General features: G+C 53.8%; 21 protein-coding genes and 3 tRNA genes. 17 read left to right on the forward strand and 7 right to left on the reverse strand.

Features of this window, described 5'->3' with window-relative positions; all coding sequences use genetic code 11:
- Positions 1-11: 11 nt before the first annotated feature.
- Together E4T21_RS11265 and E4T21_RS11270 are read right to left on the reverse strand one after the other, a co-directional pair.
- Positions 12-563, reverse strand: coding sequence for a TRAP transporter small permease (locus E4T21_RS11265; protein ID WP_240349109.1), 552 nt, complete (start codon positions 561-563; stop codon positions 12-14).
- Positions 564-634: 71 nt separating this feature from the next.
- The gene (locus tag E4T21_RS11270) at positions 635-1,648 is read right to left on the reverse strand and encodes a sialic acid TRAP transporter substrate-binding protein SiaP (protein WP_205423381.1); all 1,014 of its coding nucleotides are present in this window, start codon (positions 1,646-1,648) and stop codon (positions 635-637) included.
- 293 nt (positions 1,649-1,941) lie between these two features.
- On the opposite strand from E4T21_RS11270, the gene E4T21_RS11275 reads away from it, so the two are divergent.
- From E4T21_RS11275 to E4T21_RS11305, 7 genes are all read left to right on the forward strand, one after another.
- Positions 1,942-2,118 (forward strand): hypothetical protein, encoded by a 177-nt coding sequence (locus E4T21_RS11275; protein WP_187774977.1) that lies wholly within the window; start codon positions 1,942-1,944, stop codon positions 2,116-2,118.
- A 343-nt stretch (positions 2,119-2,461) separates the two neighbouring features.
- Entirely contained in the window at positions 2,462-3,106 is a 645-nt protein-coding gene (locus E4T21_RS11280; protein WP_149285068.1) for a response regulator, read from the forward strand.
- Positions 3,107-3,116: 10 nt separating this feature from the next.
- Complete coding sequence (uvrC, locus tag E4T21_RS11285; protein WP_149285069.1) at positions 3,117-4,931, forward strand: excinuclease ABC subunit UvrC; 1,815 nt, start codon at positions 3,117-3,119, stop codon at positions 4,929-4,931.
- 103 nt (positions 4,932-5,034) lie between these two features.
- A complete protein-coding gene (gene pgsA / locus E4T21_RS11290; RefSeq protein ID WP_149285070.1) occupies positions 5,035-5,583 on the forward strand; it encodes a CDP-diacylglycerol--glycerol-3-phosphate 3-phosphatidyltransferase in 549 nt (182 codons plus the stop codon).
- Positions 5,584-5,644: 61 nt separating this feature from the next.
- Positions 5,645-5,719 (forward strand) — tRNA-Gly (locus tag E4T21_RS11295).
- 25 nt (positions 5,720-5,744) lie between these two features.
- A tRNA-Cys gene (locus E4T21_RS11300) sits at positions 5,745-5,818 on the forward strand.
- A gap of 50 nt (positions 5,819-5,868) precedes the next feature.
- Positions 5,869-5,955 (forward strand) — tRNA-Leu (locus E4T21_RS11305).
- A 270-nt stretch (positions 5,956-6,225) separates the two neighbouring features.
- Here E4T21_RS11305 and E4T21_RS11310 read toward each other — a convergent pair.
- A complete protein-coding gene (locus E4T21_RS11310) occupies positions 6,226-6,966 on the reverse strand; it encodes an aspartate racemase/maleate isomerase family protein (protein WP_149285071.1) in 741 nt (246 codons plus the stop codon).
- A 535-nt stretch (positions 6,967-7,501) separates the two neighbouring features.
- Between E4T21_RS11310 and E4T21_RS11315 the strand changes: the two genes are divergently transcribed.
- Together E4T21_RS11315 and E4T21_RS11320 are read left to right on the forward strand one after the other, a co-directional pair.
- Positions 7,502-7,996 carry a hypothetical protein gene (locus tag E4T21_RS11315; protein WP_149285072.1) on the forward strand — a complete coding sequence of 165 codons (495 nt, stop codon included), beginning with the start codon at positions 7,502-7,504 and terminating at the stop codon, positions 7,994-7,996.
- 1,087 nt (positions 7,997-9,083) lie between these two features.
- On the forward strand, positions 9,084-9,833 hold the full coding sequence (locus E4T21_RS11320; RefSeq protein ID WP_149285073.1) for a hypothetical protein: 750 nt from the start codon (positions 9,084-9,086) through the stop codon (positions 9,831-9,833).
- 283 nt (positions 9,834-10,116) lie between these two features.
- Here the strand turns inward: E4T21_RS11320 and E4T21_RS11325 are convergent, their stop codons facing one another.
- Positions 10,117-10,587, reverse strand: a complete 471-nt coding sequence (locus E4T21_RS11325) for an aminoacyl-tRNA deacylase (protein WP_149285074.1) — start codon at positions 10,585-10,587, stop codon at positions 10,117-10,119.
- A gap of 379 nt (positions 10,588-10,966) precedes the next feature.
- Between E4T21_RS11325 and E4T21_RS11330 the strand changes: the two genes are divergently transcribed.
- From E4T21_RS11330 to E4T21_RS11340, 3 genes are all read left to right on the forward strand, one after another.
- On the forward strand, positions 10,967-11,968 hold the full coding sequence (locus tag E4T21_RS11330; RefSeq protein ID WP_149285075.1) for a TerC family protein: 1,002 nt from the start codon (positions 10,967-10,969) through the stop codon (positions 11,966-11,968).
- Between the two features lie 167 nt (positions 11,969-12,135).
- Positions 12,136-12,456: a hypothetical protein gene (locus E4T21_RS11335; protein WP_149285076.1), complete on the forward strand. Its 321-nt coding sequence runs from the start codon at positions 12,136-12,138 to the stop codon at positions 12,454-12,456.
- Between the two features lie 100 nt (positions 12,457-12,556).
- Positions 12,557-13,183 carry a LysE family translocator gene (locus E4T21_RS11340; protein WP_149285077.1) on the forward strand — a complete coding sequence of 209 codons (627 nt, stop codon included), beginning with the start codon at positions 12,557-12,559 and terminating at the stop codon, positions 13,181-13,183.
- A 158-nt stretch (positions 13,184-13,341) separates the two neighbouring features.
- On the opposite strand, the gene E4T21_RS11345 is transcribed toward E4T21_RS11340, so the two are convergent.
- Both E4T21_RS11345 and E4T21_RS11350 read right to left on the reverse strand, forming a co-directional pair.
- Entirely contained in the window at positions 13,342-14,286 is a 945-nt protein-coding gene (locus tag E4T21_RS11345) for a helix-turn-helix domain-containing protein (protein ID WP_149285078.1), read from the reverse strand.
- A 666-nt stretch (positions 14,287-14,952) separates the two neighbouring features.
- Positions 14,953-15,972 carry a zinc ABC transporter substrate-binding protein gene (locus E4T21_RS11350; protein WP_149285079.1) on the reverse strand — a complete coding sequence of 340 codons (1,020 nt, stop codon included), beginning with the start codon at positions 15,970-15,972 and terminating at the stop codon, positions 14,953-14,955.
- Positions 15,973-16,099: 127 nt separating this feature from the next.
- Between E4T21_RS11350 and E4T21_RS11355 the strand changes: the two genes are divergently transcribed.
- The 5 genes from E4T21_RS11355 (at position 16,100) to nadB (ending at position 21,276) form a co-directional block, all read left to right on the forward strand.
- Positions 16,100-16,822: an ATP-binding cassette domain-containing protein gene (locus tag E4T21_RS11355; RefSeq protein WP_149285080.1), complete on the forward strand. Its 723-nt coding sequence runs from the start codon at positions 16,100-16,102 to the stop codon at positions 16,820-16,822.
- A complete protein-coding gene (locus E4T21_RS11360; RefSeq protein ID WP_149285081.1) occupies positions 16,819-17,631 on the forward strand; it encodes an iron chelate uptake ABC transporter family permease subunit in 813 nt (270 codons plus the stop codon). Before E4T21_RS11355 ends, E4T21_RS11360 begins: the two co-directional genes overlap by 4 nt.
- 155 nt (positions 17,632-17,786) lie before the next feature.
- Entirely contained in the window at positions 17,787-18,071 is a 285-nt protein-coding gene (locus E4T21_RS11365; protein ID WP_187774978.1) for a hypothetical protein, read from the forward strand.
- 513 nt (positions 18,072-18,584) lie between these two features.
- Entirely contained in the window at positions 18,585-19,730 is a 1,146-nt protein-coding gene (locus E4T21_RS11370; RefSeq protein ID WP_149285083.1) for an FUSC family protein, read from the forward strand.
- Positions 19,711-21,276 carry an L-aspartate oxidase gene (nadB, locus tag E4T21_RS11375; RefSeq protein ID WP_149285084.1) on the forward strand — a complete coding sequence of 522 codons (1,566 nt, stop codon included), beginning with the start codon at positions 19,711-19,713 and terminating at the stop codon, positions 21,274-21,276. Before E4T21_RS11370 ends, nadB begins: the two co-directional genes overlap by 20 nt.
- Positions 21,277-21,374: 98 nt before the next feature.
- Here nadB and purU read toward each other — a convergent pair whose 3' ends face one another.
- Positions 21,375-22,229: a formyltetrahydrofolate deformylase gene (purU, locus tag E4T21_RS11380; RefSeq protein WP_149285085.1), complete on the reverse strand. Its 855-nt coding sequence runs from the start codon at positions 22,227-22,229 to the stop codon at positions 21,375-21,377.
- Positions 22,230-22,570: the final 341 nt, after the last annotated feature.

A 22,570-nucleotide genomic window follows, 5' to 3' on the forward strand; every position in this document is an offset into this window, starting at 1 on the left:
ATGGACGCGGATCAGGCGTCTTCACCTTCATTGGGCATCAGTTCACTGCGGCCACTGCGCCAATGGCGGAATGCCGCTTGAATGGCACGAATCAGCATAAGGACGAAGCCAGCCATCACCACGTAATAGAGGAGGCTCTTGGGGACATCCACCGAGACCATCATGGCGTGAGTGCGCTGAGCCAGCTTCCAGGAAATCCACACCATCGCAGAGAGGAAGGCAATATTGACCAGGTCCACCAGCCTCGACATCACCTGGGCAGTACCTCGAGTGAGATAGCGGTAGAAGAACTCCACCGCAATATGGCCACCTTTGCGTGCCGCCATGGCTCCCCCCAGGAATCCCACCGCCACCAGCAGATAACGGGCAATCTCCTCGGTCCAGGCAATCGAATCCCCCAGGACATAGCGGCTGAAGAACTGCAGAAATACGACTCCGGCCAATACCCAGAATGCCACCAGAGTAATGAAGTCCTCTGGCGCGTAGTCACCACGCTGGATAGTGTCATCCTCTTCCGGAATGTCGAACTCCGGGGTTTTCTCCATCACATCGTTGTCTTTCATCGCCCCCTCCCGGATCGGCCGGTGCTCTGTGGCGAACATCGGCCGATCAGACATGACAACCCTGCGTCAGGTTACTGGCCGAGGGCCTGCAAACGGTCATAGGTTTCCTGGTCCCAGGTAGCATCAGGACCGTTATGCGCCGGCAACACTGCCTCCCGGAAAGGGCCAGTATCCACTTCGTTGACCTTGACACCCTTCTCTTCGAACCAGGACACCAATTCCTGCTCTTGCTGTCGAATATCGTCGGTAATACGTTCACCCGCCTCTTCATAGACATCACGGAAGACGTCCTTGTCTTCATCAGACAGGCTGCTCCATAGCGAACCACTGGCAATGGTGATCAGGGAGTCGATGGTATGACCTGTCAGATTGATATCGCTCTGAACCTCATAGAAGGCCTTGGCCTTGATGGTCGGAAGAGGGTTTTCCTGGGCATCCACCACTCCCTGCTGCAAGGCCAGATACACTTCAGAGAAAGCCAGTGGCGTGGGGTTGGCTCCTACAGCCTTGGGAAACATCATGTACAAGGGAGCATTGGGTACGCGGATCTTTAGCCCTTTCATGTCTTCCGGGGTCAGGATCGGCTTGTTGGATGTCACATGGCGTGCGCCGTAGTAATTCATGGCCAGGGGAACATTACCGGTGGCATCTTCATAGCCCTGGGCAATTTCCTTGAACAGGTCACTATGAGCATAGGCCTTCCAGTGCTCGAAATCGCGGAACATGTACGGTGCCCCTGCGATACCGACGGGACCGTATGACCGTCCAGCGAACTGGCTGCCGGTAAAGATCAGATCCACCGTGCCAAGGCTCAGACCTTCATTGATATCAGCTTCCTTGCCCAGGGACGATGCCGGGTGCACTTCGATGGAATAGCGACCATCCGTACGCTTCTCGATTTCGTCCGCAGCCCACAGTGCCCACTGATGATAGGGCTCCGAAGTTTCGTAGACATGAGCGAAAGTCAGGGTTTCTGCCTCGGCCATCGCCGTGACACCAGCAGTGGCAATAGCGGCAACCAGCATGCGAGGGGCAAGGCGCATGGCTAAACGGCGTGTCCGGGAAAATGGCTTGGAGCAGCTCATATTTGTTGTTCTCCACATTGGGGTACGTTCAGTAGGTCGAGATACGACCCTCGCTAGATACAGTACTTAACCCAGTTCAGCTCTTTACTTTTTGGTCGACTGTATACGTGTCATACCATCATGCTGAATCTAGTCGTCAGGCAGGGCCCTCGCAAGGCAAGTGCATGACGACTTTGGTCTAGCAAAGAGGTAGTGAATAGCGCCGGAGGATGCCGTTTATACACGCCCTACCAGTGACCTGCATCAACCTCTGGTTTCGGTGCTGAATAGCCTGTGCGGGTAGGAAAAAACGAATGGATAAGGTCGGACTTTCCGACAAGAACGGACTTGAAAACATGCAAAGAAAAGCCGCTCGATGCCATGATGCGGCGAGCGGCTTTTCCTGGATCCAATACTCACGAAAACTGGCGAGGCCTAGCGGGATCGAACTGCTGACTTCAACACTGCCAGTGCTGCGTTCTCCCAGCTGAGCCAAGGCCCCTGTCAGCCATCAACAGGCTCCCCAGATGACCACCTGCTAATAATAATCAACTATTAAAAGCAATCATTCACCCATTAAAAGCAATCAACTTTTCGCCAACAATGTTTACAACACAGAAACAATGATTAACGTCTGATAACGTAATTATTTAACAGGAAATGATCATATGTATATCTTTTCCCAAACGTCAACCCGATATGCTGAAAACGCCCTGCTTCTACTGTCAGCCAATTCCACTTAGGCATATTCTATGACAGTCTATTCCCCTTGCTTGGTTTATACACCGACCATGGACTCATGAATCTCATCATCTTCGCTTAGGAGCAGCATTCTTGATCAAGGTTCTCATCGCCGACGATCACCACCTGGTTCGCACCAGCATTGTGCACTTGCTCAATGCAGAAAAGGATATCGAAGTCATCGGCGAGGCCGCCGATGGCGAAGAAGCGATAGCCCAGACTCGCCAGCTGGCGCCTGATGTGGTCATGATGGATATTCGCATGCCCGGCATTGGTGGGCTCGAAGCGACACGCAAGATCCGTCGCCTGTCCTTGGACACACGCATACTGGTGGTCACTGCGTTCATCGAGGAAGCCTTCGCTCAGCGGCTTCTTGAAGCCGGAGCCCACGGATTCATCGGCAAAGGTTCACATCACGAGGAAATGGTCGAGGCAATTCGCAGCGTCTTTGCTGGCCAGCGCTTCGTCAGCCCGGAAATCGCCCAACGTCTGGTGATCTCTCGCATCGAACATGAGGAAAACCCTTTCGACCAGCTTTCCCAACGCGAGCTGCAGGTTGCCATGATGATCGTCAACGCCCACCGAGTACCGGATATTGCCGATCGCATGTTCTTGAGCCCCAAGACCGTCAACACCTATCGTTATCGCATCTTCGAAAAGCTTGGCGTCAATTCCGATGTTGCCCTGACCCATCTCGGACTACGTCATGGGCTGGTGGAAGGCTTCCGGGAGGAGTAATCTTCCCGCCATGACCTTCGATGCTCGCCGCTTTCTTGAAACCGTCAGCGAATCGCCTGGCGTATACCGCATGTTCGATGAACAGGGGAACACCCTGTACATCGGCAAGGCTCGTCGCCTGAAAGCCAGATTGGCCAGCTATTTCCGCGGTGCCCTCAACACCAAGACCCAAGCCCTGGTGAACCGTATCCATGACATTCAAGTCACGGTCACCTATAGCGAAACCGAGGCCTTGCTTCTTGAACAGACACTGATCAAGGAGCTGCGCCCGCCCTATAACATCCTGCTGCGCGACGATAAGTCCTACCCTTATGTGTTCGCCAGTGACCGCCATCCATTTCCTGCCCTAGAACACAAGCGGGCACGTACGCGACGTGATGATGGGCGCTATTTCGGACCTTATCCAAGCAGTGGCGCTGTCCGCGAAACGCTATCCCTGATGCAGAAGGTGTTTCGCATTCGCAACTGTGAAGACAGTGTCTTCGCCCATCGCACACGCCCTTGCCTGCAACACCAGATCCAACGCTGTAGTGCACCCTGTGTCGGACTGATCAGCGAAGAGGACTATCGCCGTGACCTGGAGCATGCCATTCAATGCCTTGAAGGCCGCAGCGAATCTGTCAGCCAGGAACTGAGCCGCGAAATGGAGGCTGCCAGCCAGGCCCTGAACTTCGAGGAAGCTGCTCGCCTGCGCGACCAATTGCAGGATCTTCGCCGCTTGCAACAGCGTCAGGTGGTGGATACCGACGGCGGAGATGCCGATGTCTTCGCCCTGGCCTTGCAGCCGGGAGCACTTTGCATATCGGTCCTGTCCATTCGACAGGGACGCCTGTTGGGAGCCCGCCATTACAGCCCCAACAATGGTCTTGATCTGGGCGAAGCCGAACTTCTCGGCGAGTTCATCAGTCAGTATTACCTGGGCCAGGCCAGGGAAATTCCCAGCGAGGTGCTGACCAGTCACGCGATACCCGATGCCGAGCTGATCGCCCATGCACTTGGCGAGCATGCCGGAAGACGTGTACGCGTGACCGAGAAAGTGCGTGGTCATCGTGCGCAATGGCGGGAACTGGCACGTACCAATGCACAGCAACAACTGGCTGCACAACTCGCCAACCAGACCCAACTGGCCAAACGCTTCAAGTCTCTGCGTGATGCACTCGATCTGGAAGACACGCCGCAACGGCTGGAATGCTTCGATATCAGCCACAGCCACGGCGAAGCCACCGTTGCCTCCTGCGTGGTCTTCGATCAGGACGGCCCACGCAAGAGCGATTACCGGCGCTTCAATATCTCGGGCATAGAAGGCGGTGACGATTATGCCGCCATGCAGCAGGCACTGACCCGACGCTTCAAGCGACTCAAGGAAGGCGAAGGCCCGATTCCAGATATCCTGATCGTCGATGGCGGCAAAGGACAGCTCAACATGGCCAGAGATGTACTTCAGGAATTGGGTATCATCGATGTCATGCTGCTCGGTGTTGCCAAGGGCACCACACGCAAGGCTGGACTCGAAACCCTGTTCATCGAGACACCAGACCACAGCCTGGAGTTACCCCCGACATCGCCGGGCCTGCATCTCATCCAGCACATTCGTGATGAATCACACCGATTTGCCATCACGGGCCACCGTGCGAGACGCGACAAGGCACGGCGCACCTCTACCCTGCAGGACATCCCGGGGATCGGACCGAAACGCCGACGAGAGCTGCTGCGTTTCTTTGGTGGACTGCAGGGCATTCGTCAGGCAACCGTGAACGAACTTTCCCGAGTACCAGGGATCAGCACCACCATGGCCGAAACGATTCATCGCGCACTGCATGGATGACAATGGCAATCATGGATAGAATAGGCTTTTTTGCGGGGCCCTGACGCCGCGCGAGCCACAATCTGAACAATTAGCACCTTCCAAGCAAGGACAGCGGTTACCCATGAACATCCCCAATCTGTTGACCCTGGCACGCATCGTTTTCATTCCCTTGCTGGTAGTGCTGTTCTACCTGCCTTTCAAGTGGAGCATGCTGGTGGCCGCTGCACTCTTCGCTCTGGCCTCAGTGACAGACTGGCTGGACGGCTATCTGGCGCGGCGTTGGGACCAGTCCACCCCTTTTGGCGCCTTCCTCGACCCCGTTGCCGACAAGCTGATGGTAGCGGTAGCCCTGGCCTTATTGATCGAGCGTTATGACGCCATGTGGCTGACCCTTCCTGCGCTGGTGATCATTGGTCGCGAAATTGTCATTTCCGCACTGCGCGAGTGGATGGCAGAAATGGGCAAGCGCAGCAGCGTGGCAGTGTCCTGGATCGGCAAGATCAAGACGACGCTACAGATGGTTGCCTTGCTGCTCCTGCTCGCTTCTCATCCTGGTACCCTCATCGCAGACCTGGGAGTCGCCACTCTTTATGCAGCCGCTATTCTGACCCTCTGGTCCATGGCCCAGTACTTGCGCGCTGCATGGCCGCATCTCAGTCGTTCCATGTAAGCCAATGGCAAAAAGCGTTTGACAGTCACGGGCTTATCCGTATAATGCGTCCTCGAGTCAAGCGGGAATAGCTCAGTGGTAGAGCACAACCTTGCCAAGGTTGGGGTCGCGAGTTCGAATCTCGTTTCCCGCTCCATCTTCGAAAGATGATGACTCAATGAGGCTGGATGGCAGAGTGGTCATGCAGCGGACTGCAACTCCGTGTACGCCGGTTCGATTCCGACTCCAGCCTCCATTTTTCCTTTCTGATGTGCCCACATTGGATAGACCGCTCGAACCTTTCCTGCCCGGATGGCGAAATTGGTAGACGCAAGAGACTTAAAATCTCTCGGTGGTAACACCGTGCCGGTTCGAGCCCGGCTCCGGGCACCAGTGCTTTCAATGCCTTACGGCGAATCCTGATTCTTCTTGTGATTTCTGTCCACGCAAGCACGTGGTAGCTGCCTGCTATTTCACCAGCTATCTATATTTCACCACCTATCTATATTCCACAGCTATCTAACGCTGTATTAGCATATCGACTTGTGACAACAAGCGATGAATGACTAGGCATCACTCCCCTGGCCATCTCAGACACTCTTCCAAGGTGGGGCGCTAAAGGTTGTGTCGGACATGCCCCAGCCCATTCACTGCCTGCTGACATTATTGGCACCAGTTTGCCAACTGCCTCAGATAGCGCACCGGCACCTCGGCACCATCGAGCAGCCCAAGCCCTGCCCAAAGGCTTACCTGGTTGGCCGTGAGCACCGAGCGGCCTGCCTGGCCTGCCATCGCATCCAGTCGAGATAACGTATTCACCGCGGTATCGGGCACTAACAGTGTATTGGTGCTACCCGGATGCTCTCGACCGAACGCCTCTACCGCAGCGACAATATCAAGCTGATTCGAATCTGCCGCATAAGGGCAGTCCAGCGCCTTGCAGTGCACCACCGTCACACCACCTTCCCCCAGGAATCGCACCAGCCGTTCGGTTACTTCCTCTGGATATGGGCTGAGCAGGTCCACCTTGCTCTCACCAAGAGCAACAAGTGCCTGCTGGAAGGCTAGCGCAGTGCTGGTGACCGGCACACCCAGGGCTGCTTCAAGCCCTGCCGCCTGGTCACGTGCCCAGTCGAATCCGCCAATGAAGCTCCCACTGGTACACGCCCATACAAGCGCCCGAGCTCCGTATCCACGTACTAGCCCCTCTCCCACTGGCGCTAACCGTGCCACCGCCCCCAAGGCAGTCAGGGCCGCGGGCTCGTGATGGCCATCACTTTTGACCTTGCCCACCGCGATCCGTGGCAACGCCCCATCGCCAGGCACAGCTTCACCGCTCAGCGCATACCATTCGTAATCATCCGGCCCATCGTCGGGCAGCAGGATGCCAAGGGTCTTTATCATCGCCATTCTCCACAGATCCGATAACAGAGGATGTCAGGTTAGGTTTTACTATGCTTTCAAATGAGAGACGTCGACGCATCGCTTCCATTCAGGGAGAGCTTCAAGAGAGAGCGGCAAGAGAGAGCGGCAAGAGAGAGCATCCAGGAGAGGATCGTGGATGAAGACCTGGCCATGATGACGTGTAAAGAACTGCTGAGCGAGATCAAGAAGCTGCGACAAGCGATCCGTGCTCACCGAGACTGCAGTAGAATTTAGGATTCTGTCAAATATTGGACAAAGCAGTGGGGACATGCGGCAAGCCTCTTGCACAATAGTGCGCTGCGCCAGAAAAGATGCATAAGTAGAAATCAGTTCAGATTAATCATATTAGCCCTCATATTTAATATGCTAACTATTTTTTCATAATTGGAAAGCTTAGACAGATAGCCAAAAGATTAATACCTCTAAATCAATTCGGAGGGTATTATATATAATATATAAATGTTTTTCTAAGTATCAGTGTAAAAATAAGATTCATACGCAGAGGAAAATAAAAGTGACAGATGTGACTGACATTCGCAGGGCTTATAAGGACTACAAATTTCGACGCGACAAACACTGGAGTGATTTAGGCAGGGTTGCTTTCAATTTCAAGAATGCATTTTCTGAATATATTGGCGTAGATAACCTGACATATGTTGATAGCGATGGCAAAAAAATTGAATATGTCCAGATCGGGCACGGGCGAGATGGCAAGTTTATCGCTGCTTCAAACCCTTACGACAATATTTTCCATAATGAGGGATTAGATCTAGAGTTCATCGTCAGGATCGTCATAGACGAGGATGAGATTGTTTATCCCAAGACTCCCATTTACTTCAGTTTTACAATTAGCAAGGAAGAGTTAGGGTATAATTTGACTTATAATCCGCCCAGCGAAGGAAGAGACTTTGATATCAAGACTGGAGATAGATCAAGTTTCTCTTCCGTATGTGAATCTCTTGCATCTGACCTTGTGACAATGTTTGAAGGAACACTTTTCCCCGACTGACCCATGACTCATGTGACACCTGACTGCAGCCAGTCTATCGAGCAGACTACTTCATATCTAGCAGACAGTCTTTCGTCGGCCCTGCCGCCCAGAAAAGTCTGGCGCAGCTGCAGAAGCTGCTACCAATCAATGCCTCGGCATTCCGCCGAGGCTTTATCACTCCCGCCTCGTGGGCTATCTTAGCTTTGTCAACAAGACAATAGACAAACACCACTTAAAATCATTCATTTACCATCCCCTGGTCTTGCCTCATTCCCTGGATCAGGCTCATCTTTTCCTATCAGCAGGAAAGTAATGTTAGCTGATAAGGGATCGGTGCCGGTGCCGAGGACCGGAACAGATGGAGCAATAAATTTAGCTAATATTTTATAGCTTAAAAAACTTCATAAAACAGAAGTTATTTAGTATTACAAGAAATACTTTTCAGTGCCGTGCCCCACCCTGGAAAAAACATTGCACTACCCTTTCTCTCGATCTCAGTCAGTATTTCATTGTAACTAGACTTGAGAAAATCAATCGCCACCTAATTTTTTCCAGACTATTGATTTGGCCATTCATGGGGAGAACAATGGGCTTTAGACTGGATACCAGTCCCTTCTCACCATATCTCCTACATCCTACAAAGCCAATTTCCTATAAACCATATCGTCAATCTCTTACACCCATGTTTATTACTTTAAGTTAGGGTGCTTCTTCGGGCACATCAAGATCAAAAGCACAACCAGACAATAACAAAACATTCAAAAATGCAACCAAACTCAATACAAGGTTACAATAAATCATGATGGGAAAATGCATTATACATTATGGCATGCACAAGACAGGATCGTCTTCAATCCAGAAAACTCTCCAGAGAAACCTGCAGGACAGTCAATTCTACTATTTAAATATCAATAGTAGTGGCAATCATAGCAAGCCAATACGGAACGCTTTTTATAATACGGATAAAAACATCATTGCTGATCATAATAGCTCGAATCAGCTAGAGACCATGCGACATGGAAAGCGTTTACGCTCTATAATTGAAAATGAGCTAGAAAAGGCAGGAAATCGAGTCACGATAATCTCAGGAGAGTCGATTTCTATAATGTCCCAGGAGTCACTAATTTATTTTAGGGACACTCTATCCAAGTATTTTTACGATATACAACTGGTTGGGTATATTCGGCCACCAGCTTCTTTCATTGAAAGCGCTTTCCAACAAGTAGTGAAGGGTGGGGCATCAGATTTCAACTTAAATCGACTATATCCACGTTACCGAAGAAATTTCTCTAGAATAGAAAATGTCTTCGGACAAAAAAATGTTAGCTATTGGAACTTTGATACAAAAAGTTTTCCTTCAGGATGTGTAGTAACTGATTTCTGCTCACGCTTAGGTATAAAAATCAACCAAAACAGCATCGTAAAAGTTAATGAAAGCTTGTCACTCCCAGCCATAAAATTACTATATACATTTCGCAAATTCTCTTCTGAAATCAATGCAAAAAATCTTTCTATAGCAGAGGATCACGTCCTTATAAATGCACTTTCTGATCTAAAAGGCCCTAAGATAAAATTCCATTCAAGCCTATTAAGGCCTGTTCTTAGAGATAATCGAAGCTCAGCCAAATGGATGGAAAATCGTCTTGGCTATAGTCTTGAACGTCCTATTGACAACACAAGTCTTTCCATAAAATCCGAGGAGAGCCTTCTAAGAATAGGAAAGATTCCTAAAAGGTGGCTATCCGAGAAGCTTGACGCTGAATATCATAAAAAATGGAAACAAGAATTAACCCCAAAAGAGATTGCAGAATGGATGAAGTTATATCGAGAGAAGCTGCTATTAGAGAGACGCTGAACTATTGCTTCAAAAATATGATCAGCATGTAGCGATAAACCGTTAACCAGTCGATTTTACAAGAGCTTATCTCGCAAGAACGAAGGCATTGCCAGGAACAGGCCAAGCGGCAGACCTGCGTCGCGCGTCTCCATCGGGTCCTCGCGAATATCAAGATCATCTGACTGAACGAGAATAAGTGTGCCCGCTTGATACACGTGTGCAGTACTGCTGCAAGCGGATACCACCAGAGCTAAAAAGTGCCGGCTGGCACATCATCGTCCAGCCGGCACGTTCAATGCACTTAGCGGGGCATGCTGAAAGGGCCGTGATGGCTACCCGCCATCAGGCGATCGAAGTCATTGCCACTCATGTGTACCAGGGTCTCGTGGTCGCCAGCCTCGAAGTAGATGTCTGGCTGATGACGTAGTTGGTCGTCCAGGTAGACCTCTAGGCCATATGCCTGACCCACGACGATAGCCGCTCCGGGATCACAGTCATCGAACTCCCGACATACCTCATTCTCGGTAGCGAGCTCTAGCTTCTCGTGAAATAGCCGCGACAGCTCATTCAGGTCCGCGTCACAGGTGCTGGGCACCACAGCAACACGATAACCGGTATCACTGTGGAGCATGATAGCCTTTGCCAGCTGGCTGCCGCTGACATGTGATACCTCAGCGATGCGGCTGGTCGATACCGCGCGTGGGTGGGACACCTCTTCATAGTCGATATCGCAAGCGCGGAGGTATTCCCGAATCGTCATCGGCATAGCCATGACGTTGCCTCCCTCGGCCGCAGGGGCCAAACGATCGGATGCCGTGCCTCCTGGCGTGGCGGGTTAGTTTCCATATCCCCAAGCATAGCGTGCCTGCACGGTGCTCGGGGATATGATTCACATTCAGGGTGCTCAAGACGCAAGACTCTTGCCGCATTCCGTGCGCCACCTCTGCCGCTTCAGTCACATCTCGACATTTCATATTGCGCTGCCTGAGGCAAGCATGCAGAATGCGCGGAAGAAAGGGAGTATTCTCTGGGAGCTCTCTCCCAGTGCTGTCGTCGTCAACACGGACCCAATGGTCCCGGTGGCAGCAACATCGGTCTAACCGATGGAGAAGAGACTTTCGGTAACCACACCGTTTACCGGAGGATTCTCTATGGCCGTTCCTGCATGGCTGTGGCTGGCGACAACTGCTGGCATCATTGCACTGTTTCTCTTCGACTTCGCTTTCCATGCGCGCAAACCCCATGAACCGACCTTCAAGGAATCGGTAGGCTGGTCCATTTTCTTCATCAGCCTGGCGATGATCTTTGGCGCAGGTATCTGGGTCTTCTGGGGACCTCAGCATGGCGCCGAGTACTTTGCAGGCTTCGTCACCGAGAAAAGCCTCTCGGTCGATAACCTGTTCGTCTTCGTGATCATCATGGCCCGTTTTGCAGTACCGAGGATCTATCAACAGAAGGTTCTGCTACTAGGTATCGCCATTGCACTGATCATGCGCGCGCTGTTTATCGCCTTGGGGGCTGCCGCCATCGCGCGCTTCAGCTGGGTCTTCTACCTGTTCGGCGCTTTCCTGATCTATACCGCCGTGCACCTTGCAAGAGCACACTTCAGCGAAACAAAGGATGACGATGAGGGCCAACAACCCAGTTGGATCGAACGCTATGCACGACGCGTGATTCCGGCCACCAGCGAATATCATGGTAACCGCCTGTTCGCTCGCATAGACGGCAAGAAGCTGGCAACGCCACTGTTCTTCGTTGTTGTCGCCCTTGGCTTCACCGATCTGCTCTTTGCCCTGGATTCCATTCCCGCCATCTATGGCTTGACCAAAGAGCCTTACATCGTCTTCACCACCAACGCCTTTGCCCTGCTTGGCCTGTTACAACTGTACTTCCTGTTGGGCGGGCTACTGGATCGTCTTGTTTACCTGGGGGTGGGGCTTTCCTTGATCCTCGGTTTCATCGGTACGAAGCTCGTGCTCGAAGCCCTGCACACCAATAACATTCCCTTCATCAATGGTGGGCAGCCTATCCATTGGGGACCTGAAATCCCCATCTGGTTGTCCCTGACGATCATCATCGGAACACTGGTCATCACGACTGCCGCCAGTCTGCTCAAGACCCATGTCATCGACAGCAAGACAGATCGCCCCTGATGCCTTGCCTCACAGCGGACAGAAGCCGAGCCTTGGATCGGCAAAACAGCAGCGCATTGCGCTGCTGTTTTGCTTCAGCAAGCGACTTTCCAAGGTGAGTTCTATCATGAACACGAGTCGGCGCTCACATCATGGTATAAGGTGCCTTTCAGACAAGGAGCAGTAACGTGGGTAAACTCTTATCTCTTATCGTAATCGCCGGGCTCGCCTACAGCGGACTGTATTTCTACTACGGCATGAGCATTCACCAGCTGATCGAAGAACAGGTCGACGACCTTGGGCTTGGCGCGCTGGAGATCAAAGGTGTCGACTACAGCTTGCAAGCCCCCCTGAGCACCCATGCCAATGTCTCGGCCGATGTCATTTACCATGGTGCCGAAGCCACTCTCGATATCCGTGTCCAGGGTCATCCTGTATTCTCCGACGAGGTGCAACTCGAACTGGGAGGTCTTCAAGCGTTGCGACTGACCATCGGTACTGACAAGTAACCTATTCTGATGCAGGTCATCATGACCGACTTTACGATAAAAACAGGCAATGCAGCTCGCATTGCCTGGGACTCGCCCCATTAATCGGAGGCCCCTGGCCATGGTAAGCGTCGAAAGTCTGCTCGGTGTGGCATTGATCTCTCTAGGGATGGTCCTGACGCCTGGCCCCAACATGGTGTATCTGACATCACGGACCCTATCGCAAGGTCGACTTGCAGGACTGATCTCATTGACAGGAGTCGCTCTCGGCTTCCTCTGCTACATGTTTGCCTCTGCACTCGGCCTTGCCACATTATTTGAGGCAGTACCGATCGCTTATGATGTCATACGAATCGCAGGGGCAATCTATCTGGGATATATGGCCTGGAACATGATACGCCCCAACGGACACTCCCTGTTCGAGGCAAGAAAGCTTGCTCCCCACTCATCACAGCGTCTATTTGCGATGGGTTTGGTGACCAACCTGCTGAATCCGAAGATCGCCTTGATGTACTCGGCATTGATTCCACAGTTCATCGACGTCACCGCAGGCTCGACACTGACACAGTTCATCCAGCTTGGTCTTGTTCAGATTGCCATAGCGGTCACTATCAACGGCATGATCGTCCTGGCAGCATCCTCCGTCAGCGAGTTCCTTGCCAGGCGACCATCGGCTATACGCGCCCAACGCCTGCTCTCAGGTTCAGTTCTCAGCTTTTTTTCCCTCGATCTCCTGCTACGGAGATAGGACACCAGGCCCTTGAGTGCGGTCAGTGAAGGCCGGTGGGCGCGACACACCTCATGCTACGAAAAAGCCGCCCAATGGAAATGATATCCAAGCACTGGGCGGCTATTTCAGTTAATCCTGCCAGTATATATCGTGGAGCCCTGAGCTAGATCAGTAGATTATAAGCCGGGCTTCATGAACAAATGCTTGGTAGAGCGATATGACACACTTCGACCAGTTGAACCTTTTACCTCAGCCCCTGCGGGTCGAAAGATTGGCCCTTTCTTCTGGCCAGATGCGGTTTCTTTTTGACCATGCATGTCAATCAAGTTGATGCGACGACCAATCTGAGCCGTCGTTACCTGCCCGAAGGAGAAAGTCGCAAGACGCATGGCAGCGCCGCCTTCTTCGATCAGACAATTCATGGCATTTAGATCCTGGATATGAATATCACGACCAGAGACCGTTACCATCTTTTGCTGCTGAAAGCGCTTAAGCACACGACTGACTGTCGCTACGGCCATATCCAGATAACTGCCTACTTCGCTACGAGCCATAGGCAAGCGGAATCGATATGGAGAGTAGCCAAGACACCTGAAGCGTCTCGATAGATCCAGGAAGAAGCTGGCCAGACGCTGATCGGCATCCTTCTGCGTATACATGCAGTGCATGCGATGGTCACCAGCCAGTTCGTCACTCATGGCATGGTAGAGCTGCGAGCGCAACGCTGGGAAATATGTGATGAGGTCATCCAGCCGATTGAAAGGAAGCTCACAGACGGAAGAGGTTTCAAGTGCAATGACCATCCCTGGGTAATCTTCCCTGCCTATTCCATCCAGCCCCACCAACTCACTGGGAAGGTAGAAATGGCTGATCTTGCCGCAGCTATGGCTATCGCTGATCACCTGTTTGAGGCTCCCCGAACGCACAACGTAGATACTAGAGAAGGCGCTGTTCTGGCGAATCAATACATCCCCTTTCTTCAGGGTAATGCGGTTTCGGATGATGCCATCGAATTGAGCGATGTCCTGCTCGCCCAAGCCCAGTGGCAGACAGACAGAGCGAAGACTGCACGTCTGGCAGTGCGCCTGGTAACCTGCGTTCAAATATGGAGATGTGGGCATGACCGGGTCCTCACATAGGAGCTCATTCTCAGGAGCTCTTAGTTATTCTAGTACGAGGGGAGCCATGCCGTGGCCCAGCTCCACGAAGGGAGTCAGGGCAAGTCATGGTAACGCACTATAGCACTGGCATATTAGGGCTTCTCTCATACTGAAGGAGGACCTTGATCAACAGGGTGCGTATAAAAAAGGCTGCCCAGTGGCAGCCTGTAATACATGTCAGGTGAGCCGTTAGAGTGAGGCCTTGCTGCTGGCCCTATCCAGATCCTTGCACAACAGATTGAAGACATTCATCTACCTGTTTTTTCCTACATGTCAAATCGGTGATTTCCTACATCCCTGCTACCTGCATGTGTTTATCATGGCTGCGTGATGCGACGTATCGACCCAGGATGGGTATTCACGCCAGGATGGCTGTCGCGTCACGTTCGGGTGTTGTCGTGGGCCAAGGATGGCGCACCTCCCCATAACACCCTGCCCGCCCCATGTATTCTTGCTCTAAGTATTCTTGCTCTAAGTATTCTTGCTCTAAGTATTCTTGCTCTAAGTATTCCTGCTCTAAGTATTCCTGCTCTAAGTATTCCTGTTCGATGTTTCCCTGCCCTGCACACATACTCAAGACGCAACGCCCATGCATGCATTTCTGTATCTGCAACGCTCCTTGTTGCTTCAATGTGTCTCTCGACAGCTGGCTATCTCGTCAGCCAACTGACGCAGCAGCGTCGGATAGAAGTGACTATCAAGAGGTATACCTGTTCCCAACGGATCAATGACACTGGAAGTCTCGACTCCTGTCCCTCCGAACACGCTCTCGACAAGCTTGGGATTGAACTGCGGTTCGCTGAATACGCAGTCGACGTTCAGCTCGTCGACGCGCTTACGTAGCTCGTCTATCCGCGCCGGACTGGGTTGCGAGGCATCTCCCAGCGAAATCGCGCCGGCTGCCGAGATACCAAAGCGGTTCTCGAAATATTGATAGGCGTCATGGAAGACAATGAAGCGAGGTTCAGGCCGATTGGCAAATCGCTCCTCCAACTCCTCTGTCAGTGTGCTTAACTCGGCTTTCCCCAGGTTCGCATTCTCCCGGTAGGTAGCGGCATTTTCCGGGTCCGCTTCAGACAGTGAGTCAGCAATCGCATCAAGCCACACCTGGGCGTTCACTGGATCAAGCCAGCCATGAGGATCGTGACCATGATGGTCGTGCCCATGAGCCGCCTCGTGGTCGTGGTCGTGGTCGTGGTCGTGGTCGTGGTCGTGGTCGTGGTCGTGGTCGTGGTCGTGGTCGTGGTCGTGGTCGGCATGACCATGATCGCCGTGATCATGAGCCTCAAACGTGGCTCCCTGACGAAACTCCAGCTTCTGTGTACCCGGTACGTCCATCAGCTCCACTTTGTCGGCATCTCCGGCCAGATTTTCCAGAGAATGCGCCAGCCAAGGCGTCAGGTCTTTACCAATCCAGAAGACAACATCAGCACGGTCAAGAGCCGCCGCCTCTGATGGTCGCATGGAGTATCCATGCGGCGAAGCCCCGGGCTGTACCAGCAGATCGGGCGTCCCCAACTCTCCCATGACGGTATCGACAAGGGAGTAGACTGGCGGGATGTCCACTGCCACGGATGGCACCTCGGCAGCAGAAACGACAGGTACTACCAATAGTCCCATCGCTGCATGGCGGGCACGTAATGTCATGATTGCTCCTGATCGGTTATGAGTGAATTGAAGCCATTATGGTTATGTTATAACATCTCTGTTCATGTCAAGCACAAGATGCCTTGTACTCAGCATCGATTCCCTACTGACTTCTCCGGACAGCGTCATGACATTGCTGAAGATTGAACACCTGGACATCTTGCTCCGTGGTCAACACATCCTGGAAGACATCCAACTGACGCTCGAACGAGGTGAAATCGTTACCATCGTTGGCCCAAATGGGTCAGGCAAGACCACGCTGCTGAAGAGCATCATTGGCTCTCTGCAACCGACCCGAGGCCATATCATCAAAGCCTCGGGACTGACCATTGGCTACGTTCCCCAGCATCTACATCTCGATGCCACGCTCCCAATGACCGTATCTCGCTTCATGAGGCTGCCCTTCCAGCGGAGCCGCTCACAGATTGAGCTGGCACTCGAGCAGGCTGGAGTCGCAGGGCTTGGCCAGCACCAGATGAATGAGCTTTCGGGAGGGCAACTACAACGCATTCTGCTGGCACGCGCCTTGCTGGAATCGCCCGACCTGTTGATCCTCGACGAAGCAACCCAAGGACTCGACCAACCAGGTATCGCCGCTTTCTATCGCCAGCTCGAAGCCGTTCGCTGCGAGCTTGGTTGTGGCGTACTGATGGTCAGCCATGAGCTGCACGTCGTGATGCGGACTTCAGATCGAGTCATCTGCCTGAATCGCGCCATCTGCTGTGAAGGAACTCCCGAGCGGGTATCCAGCTCGCCAGCGTACCTGGCCATGTTTGGCCATGACACTCATGACGCTCTCGCCCTGTATCGACACCATCACTCCCCAAGCCCAATGGAATTTCCCTCGTGATACTCGATGACTTTCTGGTTCGCGCCTTCCTGGCCGGAATCGGCGTTGCGCTTGCGGCAGCGCCACTGGGTTGCTTCGTGGTATGGCGACGCATGGCTTACTTCGGCGATGCCACTGCCCATGCCGCCATTCTCGGTGTCGCCCTGTCACTGGTGCTTTCAACCTCAATCTTTGCTGGCGTGCTGGTCATTGCCCTGACCATGGCCACACTCGTCTCTATCCTGAGCAACAAGGGCTACGCCATGGATACCTTGCTTGGTGTCATGGCTCATTCCGCTCTCGCCTTCGGCCTGGTGGCAGTGTCCTTTGTATCGGGAGTTCGCATCGACCTGATGGCCTACCTCTTTGGCGACATCCTTGCTGTTGGACTGAGCGATCTCGCTATCATCTGGGGAGGTGCCATCCTGGTCCTGGGATTGATCAGTTGGCGTTGGTCGAATCTCCTTGTCGCAACACTCAATAGCGATCTCGCCCATGCCTGTGGTGTTGATCCTCGACGTGAACAGCTCATATTGACGCTGTCACTCGCCATGGTCGTTGCCGTGGCATTGAAAGTCGTCGGGGTATTGCTGATCGTCGCCCTGCTGATCATTCCCGCTGCGGCTGCTCGTCCGTTCAGTCGCACACCAGAAGCCATGGCTCTGCTCGCCGCAGCCATAGGAGCAGTCTCCACTACAGGTGGATTGCAAGCAGCTTATTGGCTCGACACCCCTACTGGCCCAACGATTGTCAGCCTGGCCGCTATCCTGTTTGCAGTTGCCAGCCTTGTCGGCCATGGCCGACATCGCCAGTCAGGCAACTCTCCGTAGACAGGTCTGGCCTCCTTGTCCGGGCAATGCTCCAATTATTCGATTTTTACGAACAAAACAGGGAAAAATAGTCTCTTTTATTCATATATTTGATTTATTAGAATGCTTACTACTAGGAGAGAAAGATTATTTCCTTCCCTGATAGGAGTATCATCATGAAAATCAAATTGATCATTCCCGCGCTCTTGATCGCCACACTCCCTGCCATTGCCCAAGCTGGCCAGGCAACAGCCCGTTCCATGCAATTGAGTGAGCCACTGTCCACAGAGCAGTCACAGGCCACAGCGCCTCTGGACAGCACCAGCAACCTGGTGGAACAAGGCAGCAGCGCCGCCATGTCTGCCGCTCGCGCCAAACTTGACGCCACACAGCAGACTCACGAAAGCAACGTCGCTGCAACGGCCAATCAACTGCAATTTGCTCGCGAAGCGACCAGTTGAGAAGAGCCATCGGCTGGAATAGAGCCGTCAGCCATCGGCTGAAAAACCATCAGCCGAACAAGGCGCCCCTGGTTCACGCCCCCGAATGGGGGCTTTTTTGTTTTTGTCGATACAAGGCACAGACAGAAGAAACAAATTGACGATAAGCAAAGCACCCCAAAGAGCCAAGAGACAGGCTGGCGAATCCCCTGCCGCCGACATAGAATGGTCGCGCGTTGATCGGGCGGAGGTGTGCCCTTGGCGCTTTCATGCCTTTGGTTCGAGATTCCAGTTCGTTGATTCCAACTCATTGATCCAGTGTAGCCGTCTCATCGGCAGCTCTTGCTGCATCATATTGAATCGCCGCCTCACGGTGGCAACAACGTGCCGGTCCATTCCTGCCAGGCAAACCTAGCGCTAAAACTCCAGCACTGGACGACCCAGGTCTGGACAATCCGATCCTGGACAACCTGGTCTAAACGACCAGGTTCTAAACAAACTAGTTCTAAACAACTTAGGAGCCCGTGCCCTGCCATGCTGCTCGGCCGCCTGCGAGACCCTTTTATCAATCATCGCCATCGACGCCTGTTTCATGTCCTGCGGGTTTCTTTGGCACTCGCAATAACCTTTGCCATCATCCAGGTTCTTCCTTTCGAGCACAGCGGCTGGGCACTCGTCAGCACCGCCATGGTAATGGGCAACCTACCCCATATCGGCGGCGTGCTGGACAAGGGGCGCCAGCGCCTGGCCGGCACTATCCTGGGAGCCACTCTTGGCCTGGCATTGATCATGCTGCACCTCCCCCCATGGGGTATCTACCTCGGTGCATTGCTGGGCATTGCCGCTTGCACCTGGGTCGTGTTCCCTGGGCGTCAGGCCTATAGTGGGCTGATGTTCTCCGTCAGCTTGCTGCTGGTGATCGGGGATGGCAACCAGGCTTTCAGCGTTGCACTCTGGCGAGCTACCGATGTCCTGCTTGGTACATTGGTCGGCATTGCCGCCACTGTGTTGTTCCTGCCGCAAAAAGCCACAGATCTGATGCGCTTCATGCTGGCCGACTGTCTGGATGGCATGGCTCAGCTGTATCATGCCCATACCTCAGCAACTTCAGCCCCCGATCTTGATACTCGAAATCTGCTCAAGTCCACCAGCCGTCTTCTGGTCAAGCAACGTGGGCTGAGCGATGCCATTCATCGCGAAGGACGCCTGAATCGCACAGACGTGGATGAATTGATCTCCTATCAGCGACGCATGTTATCCACCATCGAGTTGCTGCTGGAAACCCACTGGACGACACGAGAAGGCCACAGCTGCATCAATGCCATGAAGGGGCTTCGCGAACAGCAGCATACCCTGGCCCGAGGTCTTGGCACGCTGGCACTGAAGGTGCGCACCGGCCAGTCCATTGACTTCAGCATCACGCCTTTTGTCCTGCAACCCTTTGCCGAACTGGCCATGAGTGCCCGCGGTAAAGATGAGAGAGTGCTGTTCAGTCCCAGCGGCTATCTATGGCTCAACCGCGAGCTGGCACGCTTGGCCATAGCGACTGCCGAGCGCCTGGGACGCCTGGAGCGGCTGCCCAGTAAACGCCTGCACAATCGTGCTCAACGACGCGGTTTGCTGCGGACAACGCCCTATGACAATAAGGAAGGAAACCAAGATGGCAACTCCCCCCATTGACGTCCTGATTATCGGTGGTGGTGTCGCCGGCCTGTCCATGGCCCTGGAAATCGCCGATCAACGCCCCGTCATGCTGCTCCGCCCGGGAGACCAGTCTCTCGGTGCCAGCCGTTGGGCCCAAGGGGGAATTGCTGCGGTACTGTCTCCTCAGGACGATGTCGAGGCCCACATCCAGGACACCCTGGTAGCAGGTGATGGATTATGCGACCCCGACGCAGTGCGTTTCACTGTGGAAAATGGTCCTGATGCCATCAACTGGCTGCTGGAACTGGGCGTTCCCTTTACTCCGGATCCTGACCCGGACGCTGGATATCCCTATCACTTGACTCGGGAGGGCGGACACAATACCCGTCGTATCATCCACGCGGATGATGCCACTGGCCGCGCCGTCATAGACACACTGCTCGAACGTGCCAAGGCACACCCCGGTATCACCCTGCGTGATGACCTCACAGCCGTGGAACTGATCACGGATCAGGATGGTGCTTGCCGTGGCGCGTACTGCCTCGATACTGACAACCAGTTGGTGGAACTGCTGGCACAGGATACGGTGCTTGCCACAGGAGGGGCCAGCGGTCTGTTTCGCCATACCACCAGCCCCAGCCCGGCCAGTGGTGAAGGCATGGCCATGGCTTACGCCATCGGCGCAGAATTGAAGAACCTTGAGTTCCAGCAATTCCACCCAACCTGCCTGTACGACCCGGACGGTCCTCCCTTCCTGATCAGTGAGGCCGTGCGAGGAGAAGGCGGCCTGCTGCTCAATGTACATGGCGAACGTTTCATGCCGGCCATTGATGAACGCGCTGAACTGGCTCCCCGAGACGTGGTTGCCCGCGCCATCGATGCCGAGATGCAGCGCACTCATTCTGACCATGTGCTGCTGGATGTACGCCATCTGGGACAGGACGCTGTCCTGCACCATTTCCCGACCATACATGCCCACTGCATGAACCGTGGCCTGGACATCGCCCAGCAGCCTATTCCCGTCGTACCGGCAGCCCATTACAGCTGTGGCGGCATTGCCACAGACCATCATGGCGCTACCGCAGTTCCTGGCCTGTATGCCATTGGCGAAGTCGCTTATACAGGCCTTCATGGCGCCAATCGCATGGCCAGCAACTCATTGCTGGAGTGCCTGGTCTACGCCCGCTCGGCGGCCCATCACTTGCGCGAACAGCCTTCACAGGCAAGTCATGCCCCTATTATTGCTCCCCGCTGGGGCAGCCAGCCGGTCGACGAACAGCGCATCCGGCACTGGCGCGACACCATGCGCAATGAAATGAGTGCCTGGGTTGCCATCGTGCGCAGTGATGAAGGACTGTTCAAAGCCGATCAGGCACTTGCTCAGCTAGAAGCGGAAATGGATGCCATCCTGCCAAGTGCTGCAGCAGATGCAGAGCTCCTGAGCTACCAACACGCCCTGCGACTGGCGCGCTTGACCGTGGCCAGTGCGCGGGCACGTCGGGAGTCCCGGGGCTTGCACTTCAATCCTGACTGTCCGGTGCATGCAGACCCCGACCCCCGGCCCTCTGTACAGCGTCGCTGAAACCGGCGGGCACATGCCCACCAGCACTATAAAAAGGCACTATAAAAAAGCGGCGGGGCAACAATGCCCCGCCGCTGTTCACATCCAGCATCAACGATTCATGCAAAGACAACCGTCTTGTTGCCATGAATCAGCACTCTGTCCTCCAGATGCCAGCGCAGCCCTCGTGCCAGTACTGTCTTCTCTACATCGCGACCGAAGCGCACCAGATCCGAAGGTGTATGGCAGTGGCTGACACGGTGAATGTCCTGCTCGATGATCGGCCCCGCGTCCAGCTCTTCCGTCACATAGTGGCAGGTTGCACCAATCAGCTTCACGCCTCGGTCATGGGCCTGATGGTACGGCTTGGCCCCTGCAAAGGACGGCAGAAAGCTATGGTGGATATTGATTACCCTGCCTGCATAACGTTGACACAGGTTAGGCGGCAGAATCTGCATGTAGCGCGCCAGCACGATACTGTCGGCATTTAACTCTTCGACCAGTTGCTCGACACGGGCAAAAGCCTCAGGCTTGTTGTCTGCCGCGACTGGCACGTGGTGATAAGGAATACCATGCCATTCGACCATACCGCGCATGTCATCATGGTTGGAGATCACCGCGGCAATATCGCAATCCAGCTCACCCGCCGTCCAGCGATACAGCAGATCTACCAGGCAGTGTGATTCCCGGGACACCATCAGCACCACGCGTCGCTTGTCGCGGGTATCACGCAATGCCCATTGCATGTCGAATTCCCTCGCGACTGGAGCAAACGCATCACGCAATTCTTCCAGGGACATGCCGATGGAATCAGCCAGGATTTCATAGCGCATGAAGAAGCGCCCTGCCTCCAGGTCAGAATGCTGGCTGGCTTCAGTGATTGAGCCCCCGTGACCGGCGATGAAGTTCGATACGCGGGCAACGATGCCTAAACGATCGGGACAGGACACCACCAGGCGGTAAAAATGGGACATCACGACATTCTCACAAATCAGGACAAAAATTCTGGGCAAATAGCCAGGGAGTTGCGCATTGTAGCGGACTACATCGCTCTCGGCACGTGGGATGCTTTCGTGTTGGCGGGCCTGCATTACGGATAGGTGCACTGGCCCACGACATCCTCAGGCGTTGTCTGCCAGACACAACAATCATCACAACATAAGCATAAGGGAGTGATGTCCGGCATTGAGTCAGCATCAAGCCTTCCCGTATAGTGAAGGTCATTCCGACCAGTCAGTTGCTCCAATGCCAACACCACTCGTTCAGATCCGCCCTCGCCGCCGCCCTCCCGTGCAATTCCTGCCATTAGGAGGCT

The organism is Halomonas binhaiensis (genome assembly GCF_008329985.2).
GTDB classification, from domain to species: Bacteria; Pseudomonadota; Gammaproteobacteria; order Pseudomonadales; family Halomonadaceae; genus Halomonas; species Halomonas binhaiensis.

What these genes read in the sequence shown, in the direction of transcription:
- E4T21_RS11265 (WP_240349109.1), bottom strand. Translation starts at nt 563, where the DNA reads ATGAAAGACAACGATGTGATGGAGAAAACCCCGGAGTTCGACATTCCG.
- E4T21_RS11270 (WP_205423381.1), bottom strand. Translation starts at nt 1,648, where the DNA reads ATGAGCTGCTCCAAGCCATTTTCCCGGACACGCCGTTTAGCCATGCGC.
- E4T21_RS11275 (WP_187774977.1), top strand. Translation starts at nt 1,942, where the DNA reads ATGGATAAGGTCGGACTTTCCGACAAGAACGGACTTGAAAACATGCAA.
- uvrC (WP_149285069.1), top strand. Translation starts at nt 3,117, where the DNA reads ATGACCTTCGATGCTCGCCGCTTTCTTGAAACCGTCAGCGAATCGCCT.
- pgsA (WP_149285070.1), top strand. Translation starts at nt 5,035, where the DNA reads ATGAACATCCCCAATCTGTTGACCCTGGCACGCATCGTTTTCATTCCC.
- E4T21_RS11310 (WP_149285071.1), bottom strand. Translation starts at nt 6,966, where the DNA reads ATGATAAAGACCCTTGGCATCCTGCTGCCCGACGATGGGCCGGATGAT.
- E4T21_RS11320 (WP_149285073.1), top strand. Translation starts at nt 9,084, where the DNA reads ATGTCCCAGGAGTCACTAATTTATTTTAGGGACACTCTATCCAAGTAT.
- E4T21_RS11325 (WP_149285074.1), bottom strand. Translation starts at nt 10,587, where the DNA reads ATGGCTATGCCGATGACGATTCGGGAATACCTCCGCGCTTGCGATATC.
- E4T21_RS11330 (WP_149285075.1), top strand. Translation starts at nt 10,967, where the DNA reads ATGGCCGTTCCTGCATGGCTGTGGCTGGCGACAACTGCTGGCATCATT.
- E4T21_RS11340 (WP_149285077.1), top strand. Translation starts at nt 12,557, where the DNA reads ATGGTAAGCGTCGAAAGTCTGCTCGGTGTGGCATTGATCTCTCTAGGG.
- E4T21_RS11345 (WP_149285078.1), bottom strand. Translation starts at nt 14,286, where the DNA reads ATGCCCACATCTCCATATTTGAACGCAGGTTACCAGGCGCACTGCCAG.
- E4T21_RS11350 (WP_149285079.1), bottom strand. Translation starts at nt 15,972, where the DNA reads ATGACATTACGTGCCCGCCATGCAGCGATGGGACTATTGGTAGTACCT.
- E4T21_RS11355 (WP_149285080.1), top strand. Translation starts at nt 16,100, where the DNA reads ATGACATTGCTGAAGATTGAACACCTGGACATCTTGCTCCGTGGTCAA.
- E4T21_RS11365 (WP_187774978.1), top strand. Translation starts at nt 17,787, where the DNA reads ATGAAAATCAAATTGATCATTCCCGCGCTCTTGATCGCCACACTCCCT.
- E4T21_RS11370 (WP_149285083.1), top strand. Translation starts at nt 18,585, where the DNA reads ATGCTGCTCGGCCGCCTGCGAGACCCTTTTATCAATCATCGCCATCGA.
- nadB (WP_149285084.1), top strand. Translation starts at nt 19,711, where the DNA reads ATGGCAACTCCCCCCATTGACGTCCTGATTATCGGTGGTGGTGTCGCC.
- purU (WP_149285085.1), bottom strand. Translation starts at nt 22,229, where the DNA reads ATGTCCCATTTTTACCGCCTGGTGGTGTCCTGTCCCGATCGTTTAGGC.